At 32.5% G+C, this 17,572-nt stretch carries 16 protein-coding genes and 1 CRISPR repeat array; of the genes, 2 read left to right on the forward strand and 14 right to left on the reverse strand.

Annotation, left to right across the window (positions count from 1 at the left end; genetic code table 11):
• Nucleotides 1–169 precede the first annotated feature (169 nt).
• Together LN736_RS19150 and LN736_RS14695 are read right to left on the reverse strand one after the other, a co-directional pair.
• Nucleotides 170–1,837: an acyl-CoA dehydratase activase gene (locus tag LN736_RS19150; RefSeq protein WP_229981832.1), complete on the reverse strand. Its 1,668-nt coding sequence runs from the start codon at nucleotides 1,835–1,837 to the stop codon at nucleotides 170–172.
• A complete protein-coding gene (locus tag LN736_RS14695; RefSeq protein WP_150357868.1) occupies nucleotides 1,834–3,108 on the reverse strand; it encodes a 2-hydroxyacyl-CoA dehydratase subunit D in 1,275 nt (424 codons plus the stop codon). The genes LN736_RS19150 and LN736_RS14695 overlap by 4 nt, the downstream gene beginning before the upstream one ends.
• A 105-nt stretch (nucleotides 3,109–3,213) precedes the next feature.
• On the opposite strand from LN736_RS14695, the gene LN736_RS14700 reads away from it, so the two are divergent.
• The gene (locus tag LN736_RS14700) at nucleotides 3,214–4,926 is read left to right on the forward strand and encodes an ABC-ATPase domain-containing protein (protein WP_229981833.1); all 1,713 of its coding nucleotides are present in this window, start codon (nucleotides 3,214–3,216) and stop codon (nucleotides 4,924–4,926) included.
• 133 nt (nucleotides 4,927–5,059) lie between these two features.
• On the opposite strand, the gene LN736_RS14705 is transcribed toward LN736_RS14700, so the two are convergent.
• The 4 genes from LN736_RS14705 to LN736_RS14720 all read right to left on the reverse strand — a co-directional run bounded on the left by LN736_RS14705 (nucleotide 5,060) and on the right by LN736_RS14720 (nucleotide 10,126).
• Nucleotides 5,060–6,229: an ABC transporter permease gene (locus tag LN736_RS14705; RefSeq protein WP_150357866.1), complete on the reverse strand. Its 1,170-nt coding sequence runs from the start codon at nucleotides 6,227–6,229 to the stop codon at nucleotides 5,060–5,062.
• Complete coding sequence (locus LN736_RS14710) at nucleotides 6,222–6,953, reverse strand: ABC transporter ATP-binding protein (protein WP_179977484.1); 732 nt, start codon at nucleotides 6,951–6,953, stop codon at nucleotides 6,222–6,224. The genes LN736_RS14705 and LN736_RS14710 overlap by 8 nt, the downstream gene beginning before the upstream one ends.
• Before the next feature lie 193 nt (nucleotides 6,954–7,146).
• Nucleotides 7,147–8,409 (reverse strand): methyl-accepting chemotaxis protein, encoded by a 1,263-nt coding sequence (locus tag LN736_RS14715; RefSeq protein ID WP_229981834.1) that lies wholly within the window; start codon nucleotides 8,407–8,409, stop codon nucleotides 7,147–7,149.
• Between the two features lies 1 nt (nucleotide 8,410).
• A complete protein-coding gene (locus tag LN736_RS14720; protein WP_229981835.1) occupies nucleotides 8,411–10,126 on the reverse strand; it encodes a bifunctional diguanylate cyclase/phosphodiesterase in 1,716 nt (571 codons plus the stop codon).
• Between the two features lie 313 nt (nucleotides 10,127–10,439).
• On the opposite strand from LN736_RS14720, the gene LN736_RS14725 reads away from it, so the two are divergent.
• Nucleotides 10,440–10,775 (forward strand): helix-turn-helix domain-containing protein, encoded by a 336-nt coding sequence (locus LN736_RS14725; protein ID WP_150358823.1) that lies wholly within the window; start codon nucleotides 10,440–10,442, stop codon nucleotides 10,773–10,775.
• Nucleotides 10,776–10,842: 67 nt separating this feature from the next.
• Here the strand turns inward: LN736_RS14725 and LN736_RS14730 are convergent, their stop codons facing one another.
• The 8 genes from LN736_RS14730 to LN736_RS14765 all read right to left on the reverse strand — a co-directional run bounded on the left by LN736_RS14730 (nucleotide 10,843) and on the right by LN736_RS14765 (nucleotide 15,143).
• On the reverse strand, nucleotides 10,843–12,087 hold the full coding sequence (locus LN736_RS14730; RefSeq protein ID WP_150358824.1) for an MFS transporter: 1,245 nt from the start codon (nucleotides 12,085–12,087) through the stop codon (nucleotides 10,843–10,845).
• Between the two features lie 21 nt (nucleotides 12,088–12,108).
• Nucleotides 12,109–12,360, reverse strand: coding sequence for a hypothetical protein (locus LN736_RS14735; protein WP_150358825.1), 252 nt, complete (start codon nucleotides 12,358–12,360; stop codon nucleotides 12,109–12,111).
• A 12-nt stretch (nucleotides 12,361–12,372) separates the two neighbouring features.
• Complete coding sequence (locus LN736_RS14740) at nucleotides 12,373–12,762, reverse strand: SHOCT-like domain-containing protein (RefSeq protein ID WP_229981836.1); 390 nt, start codon at nucleotides 12,760–12,762, stop codon at nucleotides 12,373–12,375.
• A gap of 27 nt (nucleotides 12,763–12,789) precedes the next feature.
• The gene (locus LN736_RS14745; protein ID WP_229981837.1) at nucleotides 12,790–13,152 is read right to left on the reverse strand and encodes a DUF2089 domain-containing protein; all 363 of its coding nucleotides are present in this window, start codon (nucleotides 13,150–13,152) and stop codon (nucleotides 12,790–12,792) included.
• A gap of 220 nt (nucleotides 13,153–13,372) precedes the next feature.
• Nucleotides 13,373–13,678 (reverse strand): LiaI-LiaF-like domain-containing protein, encoded by a 306-nt coding sequence (locus LN736_RS14750; RefSeq protein WP_150358595.1) that lies wholly within the window; start codon nucleotides 13,676–13,678, stop codon nucleotides 13,373–13,375.
• On the reverse strand, nucleotides 13,671–14,195 hold the full coding sequence (locus tag LN736_RS14755; protein WP_150358594.1) for a flagellar type III secretion system protein FlhB: 525 nt from the start codon (nucleotides 14,193–14,195) through the stop codon (nucleotides 13,671–13,673). Before LN736_RS14755 ends, LN736_RS14750 begins: the two co-directional genes overlap by 8 nt.
• The gene (locus LN736_RS14760) at nucleotides 14,176–14,634 is read right to left on the reverse strand and encodes a hypothetical protein (RefSeq protein ID WP_150358593.1); all 459 of its coding nucleotides are present in this window, start codon (nucleotides 14,632–14,634) and stop codon (nucleotides 14,176–14,178) included. The genes LN736_RS14755 and LN736_RS14760 overlap by 20 nt, the downstream gene beginning before the upstream one ends.
• Nucleotides 14,631–15,143, reverse strand: coding sequence for a sigma-70 family RNA polymerase sigma factor (locus tag LN736_RS14765; RefSeq protein ID WP_229981838.1), 513 nt, complete (start codon nucleotides 15,141–15,143; stop codon nucleotides 14,631–14,633). The genes LN736_RS14760 and LN736_RS14765 overlap by 4 nt, the downstream gene beginning before the upstream one ends.
• A gap of 337 nt (nucleotides 15,144–15,480) precedes the next feature.
• Nucleotides 15,481–17,422: direct repeats of the CRISPR family, unit length 30 nt; unit sequence GTTGAACCTTAACATGAGATGTATTTAAAT.
• The last annotated feature ends 150 nt before the right edge of the window (nucleotides 17,423–17,572 follow it).

Genomic DNA, 17,572 nt, shown 5'->3' on the forward strand with positions numbered 1-17,572 from the left:
GATAAATCTCAGTTATTTTACTGTTTTGCAATGGATTTTACCCCTGACATTATTGCCCAATTAAAAGATACATGATATTGAAATCAGCAGAAAAAAGCATCTGATACATAGGTACCGGTGCTTATTTGCATAATTTATGATTTTTTATAAAATTCCCATACAACTTCGATTAAATGCTTTCCAGGGCTATGAGCGCTGCCCCTACAGCACCCACTATCTGCGGTTCCTGTGGTATAAATATTTTGCTGCCAAGCTTTTCTTCGAGACATTTCACCACACCTATATTTTTGGCAACTCCCCCGGTCATCATATAAGCTTCTTTTTTGCCAACTCTGTTTGCAAGAGAAAGTGTCTTTGTTGCAACTGACTTATTCAGTCCATGAATTATATCCGGTATTTCCTTATTCTGCGCAATAAGCGATACAACCTCAGACTCCGCAAACACAGTGCACATACTTGTTATATCTATATCTTCCTTCCAATTCAAGGATCTTTTTCCCATTTCATCTAATGGAACTTCCAGAGTGCGGCTCATCATCTCGAGAAACCTTCCCGTACCTGCCGCACATTTGTCATTCATGGCAAAATCCATCACTTTTCCCCCATCATCCAGCCTTATGACCTTACTGTCCTGCCCTCCTATATCAATTATGGTTCTAATCTCATTATTCAGAAAATAAGCTGCCTTTCCGTGACATGTTATTTCAGTTATTTCTCTATCTGCAAAGGGAATGCTTACACGTCCATATCCCGTGGAAATTATTCTGGAAAGCCTGTCACGTTCTATTCCTAATTTTTTCAGAGCTTCTTTCATGGCCTTTTCTGCCCCTCTCTGACTTTTGGCACCAGTTCTGACTATTGAATAAGAAAGTATTTCTCTGTTTTTATCCATTATAGCAACATTTGTGGATGTGGAACCGCTGTCTATGCCTGCGACTAAAATATCATCCTTTATATTGGCACCATAATTTCCTCTATGTTGTGTATTCTTTGACTTGATTGTCTCAACAAAAGCCTCTATTCTGGTTTTCATCTGTCCATTCCCCTTTTCTGTATAATCGGTCTCTATTTTCAGCATAGGTATGGAAATTGATTTTTTTAATACAGCATATTCAAAAGAATAGGCATCACAAAATTTTGTGGTATGATATATTATGCCATCTAGCTCACCTGAATTTTCAGATAAAACCCTAATTCTATCCCTATTGTCCACCATTCTCATGCAGGGAAATGAATTCAATAAAAAAGAAGCATAGCTCAATAGGAAGTCCTCATCTTTTTCAAGTACAGTTGATTTTGTAAAATTTCCCGTACAGGTAAAATCAAAATCCACAGAAGCACCGGCTTCTTCAATTTGTCTGAGGGTAGAACTCTTTATTCTGGAACCCATAAGCGCAATTTTGATACCCGCTGATTTTTTATGTATCTCATCTTTTCTGGTATTGACCAATTCTATAAATTTACCCCTGTCAAACTTTTTTCCTGTAAATTTTTCCATTGACCTTATAAATTTCATCATTTCATTTTTCATAATGAGATCAGAGGCCCTATTTCTTTTTCTTGGAACATCTATAAGGTATACATATTTAAATTCAGCTGTGCTTTTAGCCACATCGTACAATCGTTTAATACTGTCACAGCAGTTTACAAGTACTAAATTACAGATTCCCGAATCAATACACTCCTCAAGTACTGCCTTTGCATAAGTGCATATATTGGGATGCATCAGAGTTTCAGCCCTGTTAAATCCGGAAACACGGGGAGCAATTTTTACTGCTTCCTGCCCAAAAGAACTTATAATATGAATTGGAGTGTATTTACATACATAACCTATCACTTTGCCACCTTCTGTCTATTGCTCAGTATTTCCATAAATGCTTCAACTCTGGTCTTAATTTGACCTTCATGGGCATTTCGTCTGTCTACACCGTCTCCATCTATAGATAGATAAGGTATATTTTTCTGTTTTAAAGCCTGCTTTAAAAGCATTGTACCACCACTGCACTCTTTACACCCAAAAGAACACAAATTTATGACGCCGCTGGCATTAAAATCTCGGGTCATCTTCATTATGTTTTGTATTTTCCTCTGGAAAGGACCATTGAGCCTGTTTTTGAGGAATTTTCTAGCCAAAGCCTCAAATGGATGATTATAATCCATCTCATCCAAATTATCTAAATTATAATCACAGGCAAGAAGTTGACAATCAGGATTCAGGTTAAGATAACTTTTTAGTGTTTCACTGTAAAAAGGCATGATATGGCTCCACAACACCCTTTTTCCACTATAATCAGGATATTTTTCTATATCCTCAGCCTGCATTTTATAAAAATTCAGTATTTCTGCCCTGCCTATTCCAAGATGAGATGCAAATAATTTGTACATCTCCAGTGTAAGAGTATTTGGAAAATACTTGTATTTAAGTCTCTCGTAAAATTTACGCATATATACTTTAGTGCTATTCTCAATTTTTATCACTTCTTTAAATTTATCCTCATCAAATTTTAATTTCATTATATCCTGGATAAATTCCACTATTTCATGGAGCTGTCCCACCACATATGCTTCCGTATCCTCATTATATTCATAGGGTATATCTAAATAATAATAGGGTATGTTGTACTTATGAGAAACAAACCTTATGGTATTAAGATTGCCATCACATATCATAGAGGAGGTTAGGGAAAATCTTGGTTTTGGAATAACTTCCTCCTCTACGGCCCCTATAAATGCCTTGTGATAACTGCAGAGGGTGTCGGAAATACCTGATCTCTCAGCACAGTCTATAAACACATCCTCACATTGGGTACCTGAAAGGAAGGAAGAAAATCCTTCAATTAAAAATGGATTTATACCCATGGCATAAAATATTTCAACAGGTGAAAATATGGTAACAAAAGCTGAATTGTCAGGATTTTTAAGGGGGTTAAGTATAAAATCAACGCAGAGTTGATTTAAATAATTAAGAGAAGGAGGTATCTTCTTATCCCTAAATTTTGAAACTAAAAATTTTTCAAAAGAAAATCCAAATTTTAATAAATTAAATGCCTTAGAAGGATTATCTACACTTTTTTTTATATACTTTCCATAAGATTTAATCAAGTCCATTTTAAAAACCTCTCTACCTTTAGTCCTGAAATTATGTTATCATATTATATTGTAAAATGCAAAATTTGCAAATTACCATTGGAAAATACAAGAGGAGGAACTATTTTGAAAAATTATCGTGAACTTCAGCAATTGCTATTATCAATAGATGGAAGAGGTTATTCTGCCTACAAGGAATTAAGAGGTGAATACAATTTTGGGAAATACGTACTTTCTGTGGATCACGTCCAGTCGGATCCCTTCGCCCCACCATCGAAAGCACGTATAATCATGTCCAGAAAGGAAGCAGGTTTCCCTGAAGAATTTTTGAATTCAAAATATAAAATAATAGCAGTATCCGACTTTTTGACAAGAACTTTTTCACACAATATTAAAAATTTCAATGGAGCTCCAAATATAAAAAAGTTAAGTACATTTCTATCCATAGACACCTGTGGGCAGGAGATGCTGGAGAGAACATCTGCAGTCATAAAGCAGGATCATATTGAAGCCAGATTTGAAGTTGAACTGCCCGCTTCCGGGCGAAGAATTCGCGGTAAATCCGCCGTTGAAATTTTTTTCGATATACTCCCCGGAATTGTAAATTCATCACTGCTTTTTAAAAACATAAATGGAACCAAATTAAAAAAACAAATTGATCTAATACTCGATCAAGAATTTATCAGAGAAGAATTAAACAAAAAAGGTCTTATAGCTTTTATCGCCAACGGAGCCATTTTACCAAGGGAAAACGGAATATCCGACAGACCGTTAAAAGAGGCAGGTGCAGTTCCCTTTAAAAGTCCTGAAAGCCTTGAAATAGAATTGTCTCTTCCAAATCACGGTACAATAAAGGGAATGGGAATTCCAGAAGGCATAACCTTAATTGTAGGAGGTGGATATCATGGAAAATCCACACTTTTAAAAGCCCTTGAACTTGGAATATACAACCATATTCCAGGCGACGGCCGGGAATACGTAATAACCAGAAATGATGCTGTTAAAATACGTGCAGAAGACGGCCGCAGAGTGGAAAAGGTAAATATCAGTCCCTTTATAAACAATCTTCCAAACAATAAGGACACCTTGAAATTCTCCACGGATAATGCCAGCGGAAGCACCTCTCAGGCAGCAAATGTGATGGAAGCTCTGGAATGTGGAAGCAAGCTCTTATTGATAGATGAAGATACTTCCGCCACAAATTTCATGATAAGGGATGGGCGCATGCAGAAACTCGTTTCAAAGGATAAGGAGCCCATTACCCCTTTTATAGACAAAATTCGCCAGCTATACCACCAGTACAAGGTTTCGACTATATTGATTGTAGGTGGATCTGGAGATTATTTTGACGTGGCAGACCATATAATCATGATGGATGAATACATCCCAAAAGAGGTTACAGAGCAAGCTAAAAATATTGCAGATAGTTCTGGATATAAAAGAGAAAAATCAGGTGAAACCATTTTTGGAGATATAACTCCCCGAATACCTCTAAAATCCAGTTTTGCCCATACAGGAAGATCATTTAAGATAAAGGCCAAGGGAAAGCATATAGTTCTCTATGGTAGATCATCTATAGATCTTTCGGCTCTCGAACAGCTTATAGACAGCAGTCAGACCAACTGCATAGCATTGATGCTCGATTTTATTTCAAGTAAACTGATAAATGACAAGACGTCAATTTCACAAGTTGCAGATGCATTGTTTCGTCAAATAGAAACTTCGGGGTTGGATTTTCTATCACCTCATACAGGCCATCCCGGAAATCTGGCACTTCCTAGAAAATATGAGCTCTGTGGGGCGATAAACCGTTACAGAGGCCTTAAGATGAAAGAATAAAAGAATAATTATATTCAAGTATCAGAGCTCAAAGTGCATGTATATAAAGCAGGGAAGATTTTCAGTTGTTACCGAAAATTTTCCCTGCTTTCTCTGTTCATTATCAATTACAAATTGCTCATTGTACTAATTATCAGGATCTAAATACAACTTCTTCCTTGGAAAACATGACTTTTGCCAAAAATATAGTGGCTATCACATATACAACGTGCCATCCCAGTACTATGGAGATATGTACAGGACTAAATATTCCCGCAATGGCTTCTTTCATAACTGCCACTGCATTAACTATGGGAATATTAAAAAATAAAATTCCTATAGTTTTGGCGTCCATCATAAATGGTATATATGTCAAAATCATAACAGGTACTATAAACCCTCCAAGATAAGTATTGGCTTCCTTCATGGAACGGGCAAATATGCTTATAGATATTTCAATTGAGCTTAGCGCTATGAGTACAAATACAGATACCACTCCCATGACTACAAAGGCACCTATTGAAATTGTAACTCCTCCTCCATCTGAAAATATGTAAAGCATGGAACCTACCATGGAAGCTAATGTAACTATCAGTGTAATAAGTGCCACAGATGAAATAGCCATAAGTTTCCCCCAAAATATAGACATTCTTCCCACGGATGTCGACAAAAGAGGTTCAAAAGTTCCCCTTTCTTTTTCACCTGCCACCAGATCCGCTGCTATTCCTATAGTAGGACTTATCATAAAAATAATAAGCAGTGTTGGCAGTACACTTAAAATACCAAAAGCTATGGGATTATTGTCCCTTTTACTTAGAGCTTCTTCCTTTACTTCAAAAGGAGTCAATACCTGGCTGCTGATGCCTTTTGCCTGAAGTCTTCCATCAACAACAGATTTACTGTATTTATCAAAAATATCCTTTATCATGGAGGATGCCATGGAAGATTTATTTGAATCCTGATCATATATTATTTTGACATCCGTTTTACCTTCAGCTGCAACTTTCGAATCAAAGTCCACAGGCACATTTATTATAAGGGATATATCACCCTTTTTAAGTTTTTCGTCTGCATTTCCACTGTTATCTATTGTTATATTCTTCATATTTTCTAACATCTTATAAATTGAAGAATTTTCATTTCCCCTATAGGCAATGGTTATGTTTTTCTGAACGGATTCTGTGGTGTCTTTCATAGTAAAGTCTATTATCTTAAACATGGCAGGATACATTATAATGGGAAGAAGTATTGTAAATATAAGAGTTTTCCTGTCCCTGAAAATATCTGTAAGTTCCTTTTTTAAGATTATCCAGAAATTATTCATGTATATCGCCTCCCACCAGTTTCATAAATATCTCCTCCATGTTGCCACTATTATACTTTGATTTTAAATATTCCACAGTTCCCTGTTCTACAAGCTTACCCTTATGAATTATTACAACTCTGTCACAGAGTTTTTCAACTTCTGCCATAGAATGGGAGGACAGCAGAATTATCTTGTTTTCACTTTTGCATTTAAAAATAAATTCATGTATGACCCTAGCTGCAGAAACATCTAATCCAGTGCTTGGCTCATCAAATAACATCACTTTTGGAGAATGTATTATAGCCCGTGCTATGGACACCTTCTGCTTCATACCCCTTGAAAATTTACCAGCTTTTCTGTCTATATATTCCGACATCTCAAGATCTCTTGTCAATTCAGTTATCCTTTTGTCTATTTTTTCCTGTGACATCCCATATAGTCTTCCAAAATATTCTATATTTTCCCGGGCCGATAATCTATCGTATATCCCAACTTCTCCTCCAAACAGAATTCCTATTTCTCCTCTGACCTTCGAAGGTTCCTCAATCACATCATATCCATTTACCACTATAGTTCCACCGCTTGGTTTCAACATTGTAGAAATCATCCTTAAAGTTGTGGTTTTTCCTGCACCATTTTCGCCCAAAAGTCCCACTATCTCTCCTTCATTGGCACTGAAAGACAAACTATCTACAGCTTTTACCTCCTTGAATTTCTTACTTACATTTTTTATTTCAAGCATATTTACCTCCTTTTACATATGAAGAAAGTATCTTCGGACACACCTGTCTTCATATATATCATTAAATTATACGATTTGTCAATGAATATAAAAAATTACTATAAAGAATATATAAAAAATATTATTCATAGTAATTCTTAAATAAAGTTTCTTTTGTACTATTTAGTGTATTGATAATCCGCTCCATACTCTCTTATACCTTAAATTTTAACAACATTTTATTCAGCTTCTGGGCGAGATCAGCCTGAGTCTGAGCAGTAAATGCTACTTGTTCTATTGCTTTTGTAGTTTCATCTACACTGGACTTTATTGATTCTACATGACCCGAAGACTGCTGTGATGTATTTGCCATGCTTTGAACAGCTTCACTTACCTGATTCACCGTTGCCGCAAGTTCTTCTGACATGGATGCCATTTCATCGGACATTTTGCTTAAAAACTCTGCATCCTCGTAATATTTGCTTCCCAATTCCTCAAAGTTTTCAAATCTGCTGCTTACATTTTCATTTACAAATTTTAGCACATCTTTACTATACTGTGCAAGGTTTCTAAAAGCTTCTTGAACCTTTACTATAGTATCTTGAATTCCAACTACAGCTTTTGAAGACTGCTCTGCCAATTTTCCAACTTCATCTGCCACCACTGCAAATCCTTTTCCCTGTTCTCCTGCTCTGGCTGATTCTATAGAAGCATTCAGTGCAAGAAGATTAGTCTGTTCAGCTATACTTGCAATAGTGTCTGCCATAACTTTTATATTTTCTACCACTTTTCCATCCTCTATAGCTTTAATAACATTATTTGCTTTACTTTCATATAATTCATGTGATTCTTCCACAGCATCTTTTCCTTCTTTTCTTGCAGTCGAAGCTCTCTTCTTAAATTCATTTGCATTATTACTTCCTTCCAATGCTTTTTGAGAAAGTTCATTTATACTCGAATTCACTTCCTCCACAGAAGCTGTTATCTCTTCTGCAGCTGCACTGTTTCCTTCAATACCAGTTGCCACACCGGTGATGGAGTTATCTACATCCTCAGCCTTTGCAGATAACTCTTCAGCTACAGCAGAAAGCTCCTGACTTGAACTACTCATATGCTGGGAATTTTCTTCAATTTCTTTTATAAAATTTCTCAGATTTCCCTGAGCTTTTTCCATAGCTCTAAATGCCTTTCCAAATTCATCATTTCTATCAATTTTATAATCACGGGTTAAATCAAATTTGGATAGGCTTTCTGCAAGATTTACCATTTTTACTATGGATTCATTTATGTCCCTGGGTATAAAAAGCTGAAATATCACTGCAAATACAATTCCAACTATAATCAATAGAGTAGTAACAACACCCTTATAGGAAAATGACAGTATCCCTACGACACCTATAGCGGCAATTATTATAACCATAATTCCAAAACATAATGATAGCTTTGTTTTCATTCTCACGTTTTCTAAAAATTTCATATTAATTCTCCTTATTATATGATTCACTAATATTATCCCAAATCTCATATGAATTTTTCAAGTTCTTAATTAACTTTTCAGAATCTACTGGTCTGCTAAATATATATCCCTGCATTTTATTACACTTAATGCTTTTTAAAAATTTTAACTGTTCATATGTTTCTACCCCCTCTGCTATCACTTCAATATTCAAATCTCCCGCCAAATTTACAATGCTTTTTAAAATCATCTTACTTTTTTCACAGTTTTGTATATTACAAATAAAGGATTTATCTATTTTAATACCATCAATTGGTAAATCCTTTAAATAGTTTAACGAAGAATATTTCGTTCCAAAATCATCTATAAATATTTTTATTCCCATATCTTTTATTTTAGAAAGTACACTCAACATTTTTTCAGATAGATCAATTAATATTCTCTCAGTAATTTCAAAGCAGATATAATTTGCTTTTATTCCAGTATTCTTTAAGACAAAATCTACAAAATCCAAAAATGAATCTTCCTCAAGCTGCTTCTTTGATATATTTACAGACATGTAGATTTTTTCATATCCTAAATCATTGCATCTTTTAGCCTGTACAAAAGCTTCATATAGCACAAATTTGCCTATTTCATTTATCATTCCATTCTGTTCCACAATATCTATAAAATAAGAAGGAAATTTTATAGTTCCATTATAATTCCACCTTATCAATGCTTCTAATCCGTAGATTTCCATTTTGTCAATATCAACTTGAGGCTGATAATACAAAATAAATTCTTTATTAACTATGGCTTTTACAAGATCATTTTCAATTTTCACTCTATCCATAATTTCAACATTCATCTTTTCCTCATAAAACTCATATTGATTTTTCCCAAGTTTTTTAGCCTTCATAAGAGCCATATCTGAATTTCTCATCATTTTATCGCCATTTATCACACCATCAGTATAAAAAGAAATACCAATATTCAATGCTATGGATACTTTTTCTCCATCAATCTCCATCATTTTATTAAATAGGCTCAAAAAATATTCTGCTTTTAATCTTGCTTTTTCAACATCTCCACAGCTGTAATCTATAATAGCAAATTTGCTATCCTCTACTTTACATAGTATTTCATTATTTAAATTATTCTTAAATATATCTGATACTTTTTTTAATAGAGTTTCTTCAAAATCTTGCCTGTATACATCCTTTATTTTTTCAAAATTATATATACAGATATAAAACAATACTAGGTTCCTTTTGCTCTTTAAGCTTGCATTATTGAAAAATTTATTCAATTTAACGGTCATAAACAATTTATTGGGAATATTGGTTGTAATATCATAATATGCCAGATACCTTATCTCAGACTCATATATCTTTTTATCAGTAATATCTGAAATATAATTTATCATCAATCTCTGTCCTTTACTATAGTCAAAAATTTTACCTTTATGAAGCATCCATTTTATTTTTCCCGACTTGGTTCTAATTTTATATTCACATTCAAAATAGTCAGCCTTTTTATGTACACTCTCTTTCAAAGCATTCATAAATTTTCCTAGATCTTCTGAACAAATAATTTTTTTTAGTTGTCCAAAAAAATTAATCTCTTCAGAAACAACATATCCTGTCATACTTTCCCATAACTTAGGAACTGCGAATTTGTTACTGCTCATATCCCATTTTACTATAATTCCATTGATATTATCCAATATGAAATTTCTCTGTTCTTCTATTGACAATTGATTCACCTACTCATGTAAAATTATTATATGAAATATTCCAATTAAGGTAATTACAGTAAAAGGAATAGGCAAATAAAACTTATATATTTTGTTATATAGTAAATACTAATATACGCTCTTATTATTCAAAAAAGTACACGCGAAAATTTAATAATCTTGTTTTTATTTTTCATAATATATCATTTTATACATAAAAATGTATTATATTTTATAGTATACACATTTTTTAATACAATTACAAGTGTATTTTACACTTGTAATTTGTTATATGTTTTATTAAAAATAGCTAAAGTCAGAATAGGTGATGCAGATGAAAATAGATTATAAAAAAATGGGAAATCGTATTAAATTAACAAGAAAGAAGAAAAAAATTACCCAGGAACAGCTAGCTGAAATGACTGGTCTTTCAAATAATTACATAAGTAATATTGAAAGGGATCGTTCTATACCAAGCATTGACACTTTACTAAAAATTTGTAATTCTCTCGGAGTAACTCCTGATTTTATACTATTAGATTCAATATATACTTCTAATGAATATTTAAAAGATGAAATAGCTAAAAAACTCAACAAATGTAATAATAAAAATATAAGACTTGTTTCAAAATTTTGTGATTTGCTTTTAGAAGAGCAGGAAGAGGAATAGTAAAGATTTTAATAAGCCACTTTAATCTTTGTGAAATGACATTTAAATCATTTAGTTATATCTGGTTTTAAGGCTCGTAAACTTCCGGTACTGCTCTTTTCATAAATACCAATGTAACTGCAAATACCACAGACATTACTACAATCAGTATATAATAGTAGGGAAATTTGTCAAGAAGAACTCCATATATCACGGAACCCAGAGGTATAGCACCTTGTCCAAATACTCCAAGTATTGAAAAAAATCTGGAACGCATTTTATTTGGCACAATTTCCTGAAGATTTGTATTCAAAGGTGTGTTCAATCCTGAATTGAAAAATCCTCCCAGGAACATTATACATGTCAAAAGCATAAATAATTTCAGGCTATGCCCTCCTAGATAATTTACAGTAATGGGAAATACAGCTACTGGAAACATAAATAAAATCATAGTCTGAAGTACAAGTGAGTTCTTCATTATAAATTTTCTGCTGAATTTCACAAGGTATGTGGCTATCAGTATATTACCTATCAGTATTCCAAATGTGAAGAATGAAATAAGATAACCGTACTGCTGTGAAGTAAATCCTATTTCCTTCTTCATAACATAGGGAAGTACTATGTCCAATAAAGGTGCCACCAGGAAATTTGTCACCATGGCAAGTGAGAATAATTGAAGCAGTGCTTTGTTTTTCTTTATAAAATAAAGTACTTCGCTGTTTTCTGTAAAAAATGATTTAAAGGTAAGTGCTTTGGATTTCCTGTCTTTATTTTCATAATTTATAAGAGTACAACTTATTCCAGATATAATAAATGATAATCCATTCAAATAAAATATCACTTTTATTCCAAAAATCCCATATATAATTCCTCCAAGAGCTGGCCCTATGATCATGGAAACCGCATCAATACCTCCCCTGGCAGCTATTCCATTCATGAGTTTATCTTCCTCCACAAGCTCTGGGAGAATTGCCGTTGAGGAAGCATTGAAAATACTGTCCATAATCGAAATAAATATCTGTACTGTAAACAAAAAAGCTAAATTCAAGCTGCCCCTCATGGCAAAATATCCTAAAAATATTACAAAACAACCCCTAGCATAGTCCGATACCATCATTACATTCTTTCTGTTTTTTCTGTCACCTAAAATCCCTGCAAAGGGCAGAGCTACAATATTAGGAATCAAATTTATTGCTGAAAAGAATCCCATCATTATTCCTGAATGGGTCACATCCAAAATATAAAGGGGTAATGCTATCTGCTGTATTCCAGTACCTGTATAAGATATAAATCTTCCAAGCATATACGATAGTAAATTTCTATTATATTTCATACTTACCTCTCCCAATTCAATTTACAGTGTTATCACAACTTCAGTACCGTCTTTTGACTTCACTTCAACAATTTTCAACCCTCTGTAATCTTTTAAAACTCCAATACATTTTGAAAGCTGTCCAAAATCAATTACATCCACATATTTTCTTTCTTTTTCAGGAACATATTTTTTTATAAAAGGCTTGTTGAATAATGACAGTCCGAATTTGACAAGTATCAACGGTAAGGGAATTACAAGCCTCTTGTTCCCGGTTCTTATATAAACTCTCATGAGCTGCACTTCCTATTCTATGCTTACCTCTACTATGTCTCCATCTGCACTTTTTACATCCACTATTTTTCCTGAAAGCCCATTGTCTATGGCTTCTGAAATAAGATTCAGATCTATATTCTCCATTCCCTCAACACTGTCACTTATGGGAATCTTGCCAACAGTTTTTAGCATTATCTTTATAAATTTTACTGGAAGTTTCACATTCACATTGTCCCCTTCATGAGAATTCACTTTTATCCTCAACATTTTTTCCATGATGTCTTCATTGGAATTTGCCGCTGTACTTTCAACAAGCTGTGCATTTTTATCTTTCAAGGATTCTATAAGCTCCTGTGCCTCATCTGCTGTGAGCTTGCTTTCTTCTACCATCTTCAATATTTTTGCTATTTCTTCATTCACCTTCTAATCCTTCCTTTCATATCGTATTTATTCGTTCATCATCTTTATAGCTTGATCCGCAGTTATTTCTCCTCTATCCAGCATATCTACTATTTTTTTCTTGTCAATCTTAGAATTCTGAGACACATTGTATCCCAGGGCCTCTATCACCTCATCCAATTTTGATCTCACTGTAGGATAGGATATACCAAGCTCCTTTTCAACATCTTTTATATTTCCTCTGTTCTTTAAAAATATTTCTATGAATCTGAGTTGATCTTTCGTAAGATATTCAAATTTAGACATTTCAAAATCATTTTCGATTACAGTGCCACATTTTGGACAATGAAGTTTTGAAATCAAAAGTTTTGCTTCACACACCGGACATTTTTCAATTACTTTATACGCCAAATAATCACCTTCTCTTTTATAAAGACAGTATATCATGAAATATTTATATATTCAATACAAATATTGATTTTTTTATTTATTACTTTTAAATATATTAATATATTTAATTTTAATATTAATTATTTTAATAGTAGTTACCAAACGGAGCATAAATAAGCACCATAAAAAAGCCCTTTATGAAATGAACTTGATCATAAAAGGCCTAAATTTTCTTATATTTTTAAAATACAACCCTAAATTGAGGATAACTTGTAATGGCGAGCTGAAGAGCTCCCATAATCATAGCAAAAATACAAAGTACTATTACAATAATTATAGCCCCCGCATCATACATCATTTTTTCTTTCTTATTTATAATATATGAGACAATAATTTCTATTCCAATTGAAATCAAGATTACTGGCCAGAAAGACATTATAAACCTATAATCTATCATTTTAAATAAGCTGCTTATCAAAAACATTGTCCCAAATATAACGAGCATGATACCTGAAGTTAATGTGCCAACTCTTCTCCCCCTAATCATCTGTATCAACCTCTTTCTTCTTCCCCATAATAAGTTTTACTCCAATAACAATTATAGCCACACCTACAATCATCTGAGGGACAATTCCTGTGAAATTACTTATGATCTCATAGATTCTCGAATCTATATAGGGCTCAATAATAGGTCTTATATTGTCCCAAATAAGGTATATCCCCATGCAAATTAGCAGTATACCAAAAAATAATCTCTGCTTTTTAAATAAACTTTTGTCCCACTCGAACAATTTATCTATGGAAAATATATAATTGTCCTCTATATGCTCAAATTCTTCCTGAGGCATACTCTGTTTGTTTATACAGTCAAAAAATGAATAAAACCATATTAGTGGAAGAATGAACAAAAGTGGTCCTATATTAAGCCAGCTAGAAAAAAATATCACAGTAAAAAATACTGCCATAATTGACAATCCCATTTTCATAAACCCCATATACATATGTCCTGCGCCAGGCAGAAAAGAAAAAACTACAGTTAAAAAATTACTTTTTTTGGATTTCATTATCGAATACCTCCATATCAATTATCTTGCTAGTGAAATTTCCAAGTTCCATATTTATGGAATTCACCACTGTAAATTCAGGTGATTTTATTTTCATTGTCTTCACTCCGGTATTTGCCATAAAATTGAGAGCACTGGAAAAGACAAATACAAGTGCTATACAGGCTGCCATTGAAACCTTAAGTGCGTAGAAGAAAAACTGCCTACTCTTTTCATGTTTTCTATTTATCTTATTTTTTATCTCCTCCTCAAACCCACCTGGTACTTTCAAAAAATCGTCTTGAGCAAAACTATCTGCCAGCTTTTCTGCACATTTTTCACAATTTCCTATATGCTCTGATAAAATAGCAAGTTCTATATCACTTAAACTTCTCTCATTAAATTTTTTTAAAGCAGAATTTTTTATGTGGCCCTTGCTATTAAACAAATCATCACTCAAATCAACTCCTCCTTCCATAAAATTTTAAGAAGTTTTTTTGATCTGTATAATCTTGTCTGAAGTGTTTTCAAATTCTCTCCCGTATCTTTCGCCATATCTGAAAGCTTTATGTCTTTACAAAAATAATTTACCGCTACGGTTTTGTAAGGTTCTTTTAATCTGCTGCACAGCTTATATATTTTTCTGTCACTGTAGTTATTCAACATATTTTCTTCAGGAGAGCTTTTCGTATCCTCTATATATTTATAATCCTCGCAAGTAAGATCCTCCATTTTTTTGACAGGACTTTTAATATAATCCCTGCATTTGTTCACTGCAATTTTTGCGACCCATGCTTTGAAATTCTTTCCATCAAATTTATTTAATTTTTCATAGGCAGTTAAAAAAGTCTGCTGAGCTATATCTTCTGCATCAAAATAATTTTTTGTAAAAGAAAAACAGATGGTAATGACTAGACCTTCATATTGTTTAATATATTTTTCAAATTGATTTTCTTGAATAATCATCACCGCCTTTTTTAGCCTTACAATAATACAACGATTTATAAATAAAAAACACTTCAACAATTCAATTTTAACGTAAAATATTTTTGATAATCTATAATTTTTATAATACCCATTTTATAATTCAAGTACAAATTATAATCTTCATTTGATTAGACATCTTCTGTTTTCCAACCTACAAATAATAAGAAATTATTGCTAGCCCTTAGATTACAACGCCTCCATAAATCTTGTACTATTTATTTGTCTATAATAAAAATCGACTGGAAAAGTTTCGTTAAAATCCTTTATTTATAGTACTTCAAAGGATATAATAGAAATGTAAAATGACTATTTTACACAGGTTGAACCTTAACATGAGATGTATTTAAATGTATTTGCTGTAGGTTTAACTTGTACGCTAGGTATGGTTGAACCTTAACATGAGATGTATTTAAATAAATGTGGACTAAGAATAAGTGAGATACTAGGTTTGGTTGAACCTTAACATGAGATGTATTTAAATTCTTAAAATCCTCCTCTATTTAAACGACTAAATCATGTTGAACCTTAACATGAGATGTATTTAAATTATATTTATATTAACTCTACAGGTAAATATTGTATAGTTGAACCTTAACATGAGATGTATTTAAATCCGTCAAAGAAGAAAACTCGCTGGGGATATTTGCAAGTTGAACCTTAACATGAGATGTATTTAAATATACATACTGGGGCTTTCCTTTTTTCTCTTGCTTGTTGAACCTTAACATGAGATGTATTTAAATTTAGATTTATAAAGTCTACCCAAAGGGAATAAAGCAGTTGAACCTTAACATGAGATGTATTTAAATTTAAAACAAGAGAAGATAGATAGAGAAGTAGAAGTCGTTGAACCTTAACATGAGATGTATTTAAATAAATTAAAGTCTGATTCTGTGAACTGTACTCCATGAGTTGAACCTTAACATGAGATGTATTTAAATTTTACAGCATTAGATAGAATATGTACTATATTAAATAGTTGAACCTTAACATGAGATGTATTTAAATGCAGGAGCTACTCCTTTTCCGTCTGCCCCTTGATTGTTGAACCTTAACATGAGATGTATTTAAATAAGAAGAAAAATAAATAACTTTTGGGTAAAACTAAGGTTGAACCTTAACATGAGATGTATTTAAATACATATTTCTTTGTTTCAAAATTCTCTATATCCACAGTTGAACCTTAACATGAGATGTATTTAAATGAATACTGATAGTATTTGATATGTATTGGTATGACTGTTGAACCTTAACATGAGATGTATTTAAATATAAAACAAGTAAAGGCAGTAAAGCATAGCTTTAGAGTTGAACCTTAACATGAGATGTATTTAAATAAGCTTCTTCTCTTTCTTTTCTGGCTTTTTCTGCCTGTTGAACCTTAACATGAGATGTATTTAAATTAGTTTGAAATTATGTCATCTTCCACCTGCACAACAGTTGAACCTTAACATGAGATGTATTTAAATGAAATTAATTTAATATCATCTACGTCAATAGGCAAAAGTTGAACCTTAACATGAGATGTATTTAAATGAAGGAGATGGAGGTTGCAATAGTAAGGAAGAATTGTTGAACCTTAACATGAGATGTATTTAAATGAGACAAGAAAGCAAATTAATGAAATAAAAAAGAAGTTGAACCTTAACATGAGATGTATTTAAATAGACAATAAAAACATAATGAATAATCTTTCTTTATCGTTGAACCTTAACATGAGATGTATTTAAATGATGGCAGATTACAAGCGGGGCGAACTCCGTAGTAAGTTGAACCTTAACATGAGATGTATTTAAATTTTATTTGTTTCCCAATATATTTGCTTCCTATCTCAGTTGAACCTTAACATGAGATGTATTTAAATTGATAATGACAAGATAAGAATTACAAAAGATAATCCGTTGAACCTTAACATGAGATGTATTTAAATACAAAAACATAGATACAATCTGCTCAACAGCATTTAGTTGAACCTTAACATGAGATGTATTTAAATTGTCCATATCTGTTAATTCTTTTTCTAGTTGCTTCTGTTGAACCTTAACATGAGATGTATTTAAATGTTTGTACATGGGTAATTGAAGTTCTAGCAAGTCTGTTGAACCTTAACATGAGATGTATTTAAATCCTAAAAAACCGTCCCCATTTAAATAAAATAAATAAGTTGAACCTTAACATGAGATGTATTTAAATAATATTAAAAGTAAAGCTAAAAAATATGTCTATGATAAGCTGAACCTTAACATGAGATGTATTTAAATGGTATTATGTTAAATATTAGTGACAAGGATAGAAGTGCTGAACCTTAACATGTATAATGGACCCAAGAATTCAGACAAAAAAATACTTGCTTTTTAGTTAGGTTCTCCATAATATTTTTATTAAGGATGGTGAATAACATGAGAAAAAAT

The organism is Clostridium aromativorans (assembly GCF_020908015.1).
In the GTDB taxonomy this organism is placed as follows: Bacteria; Bacillota; Clostridia; order Clostridiales; family Clostridiaceae; genus Clostridium_B; species Clostridium_B aromativorans.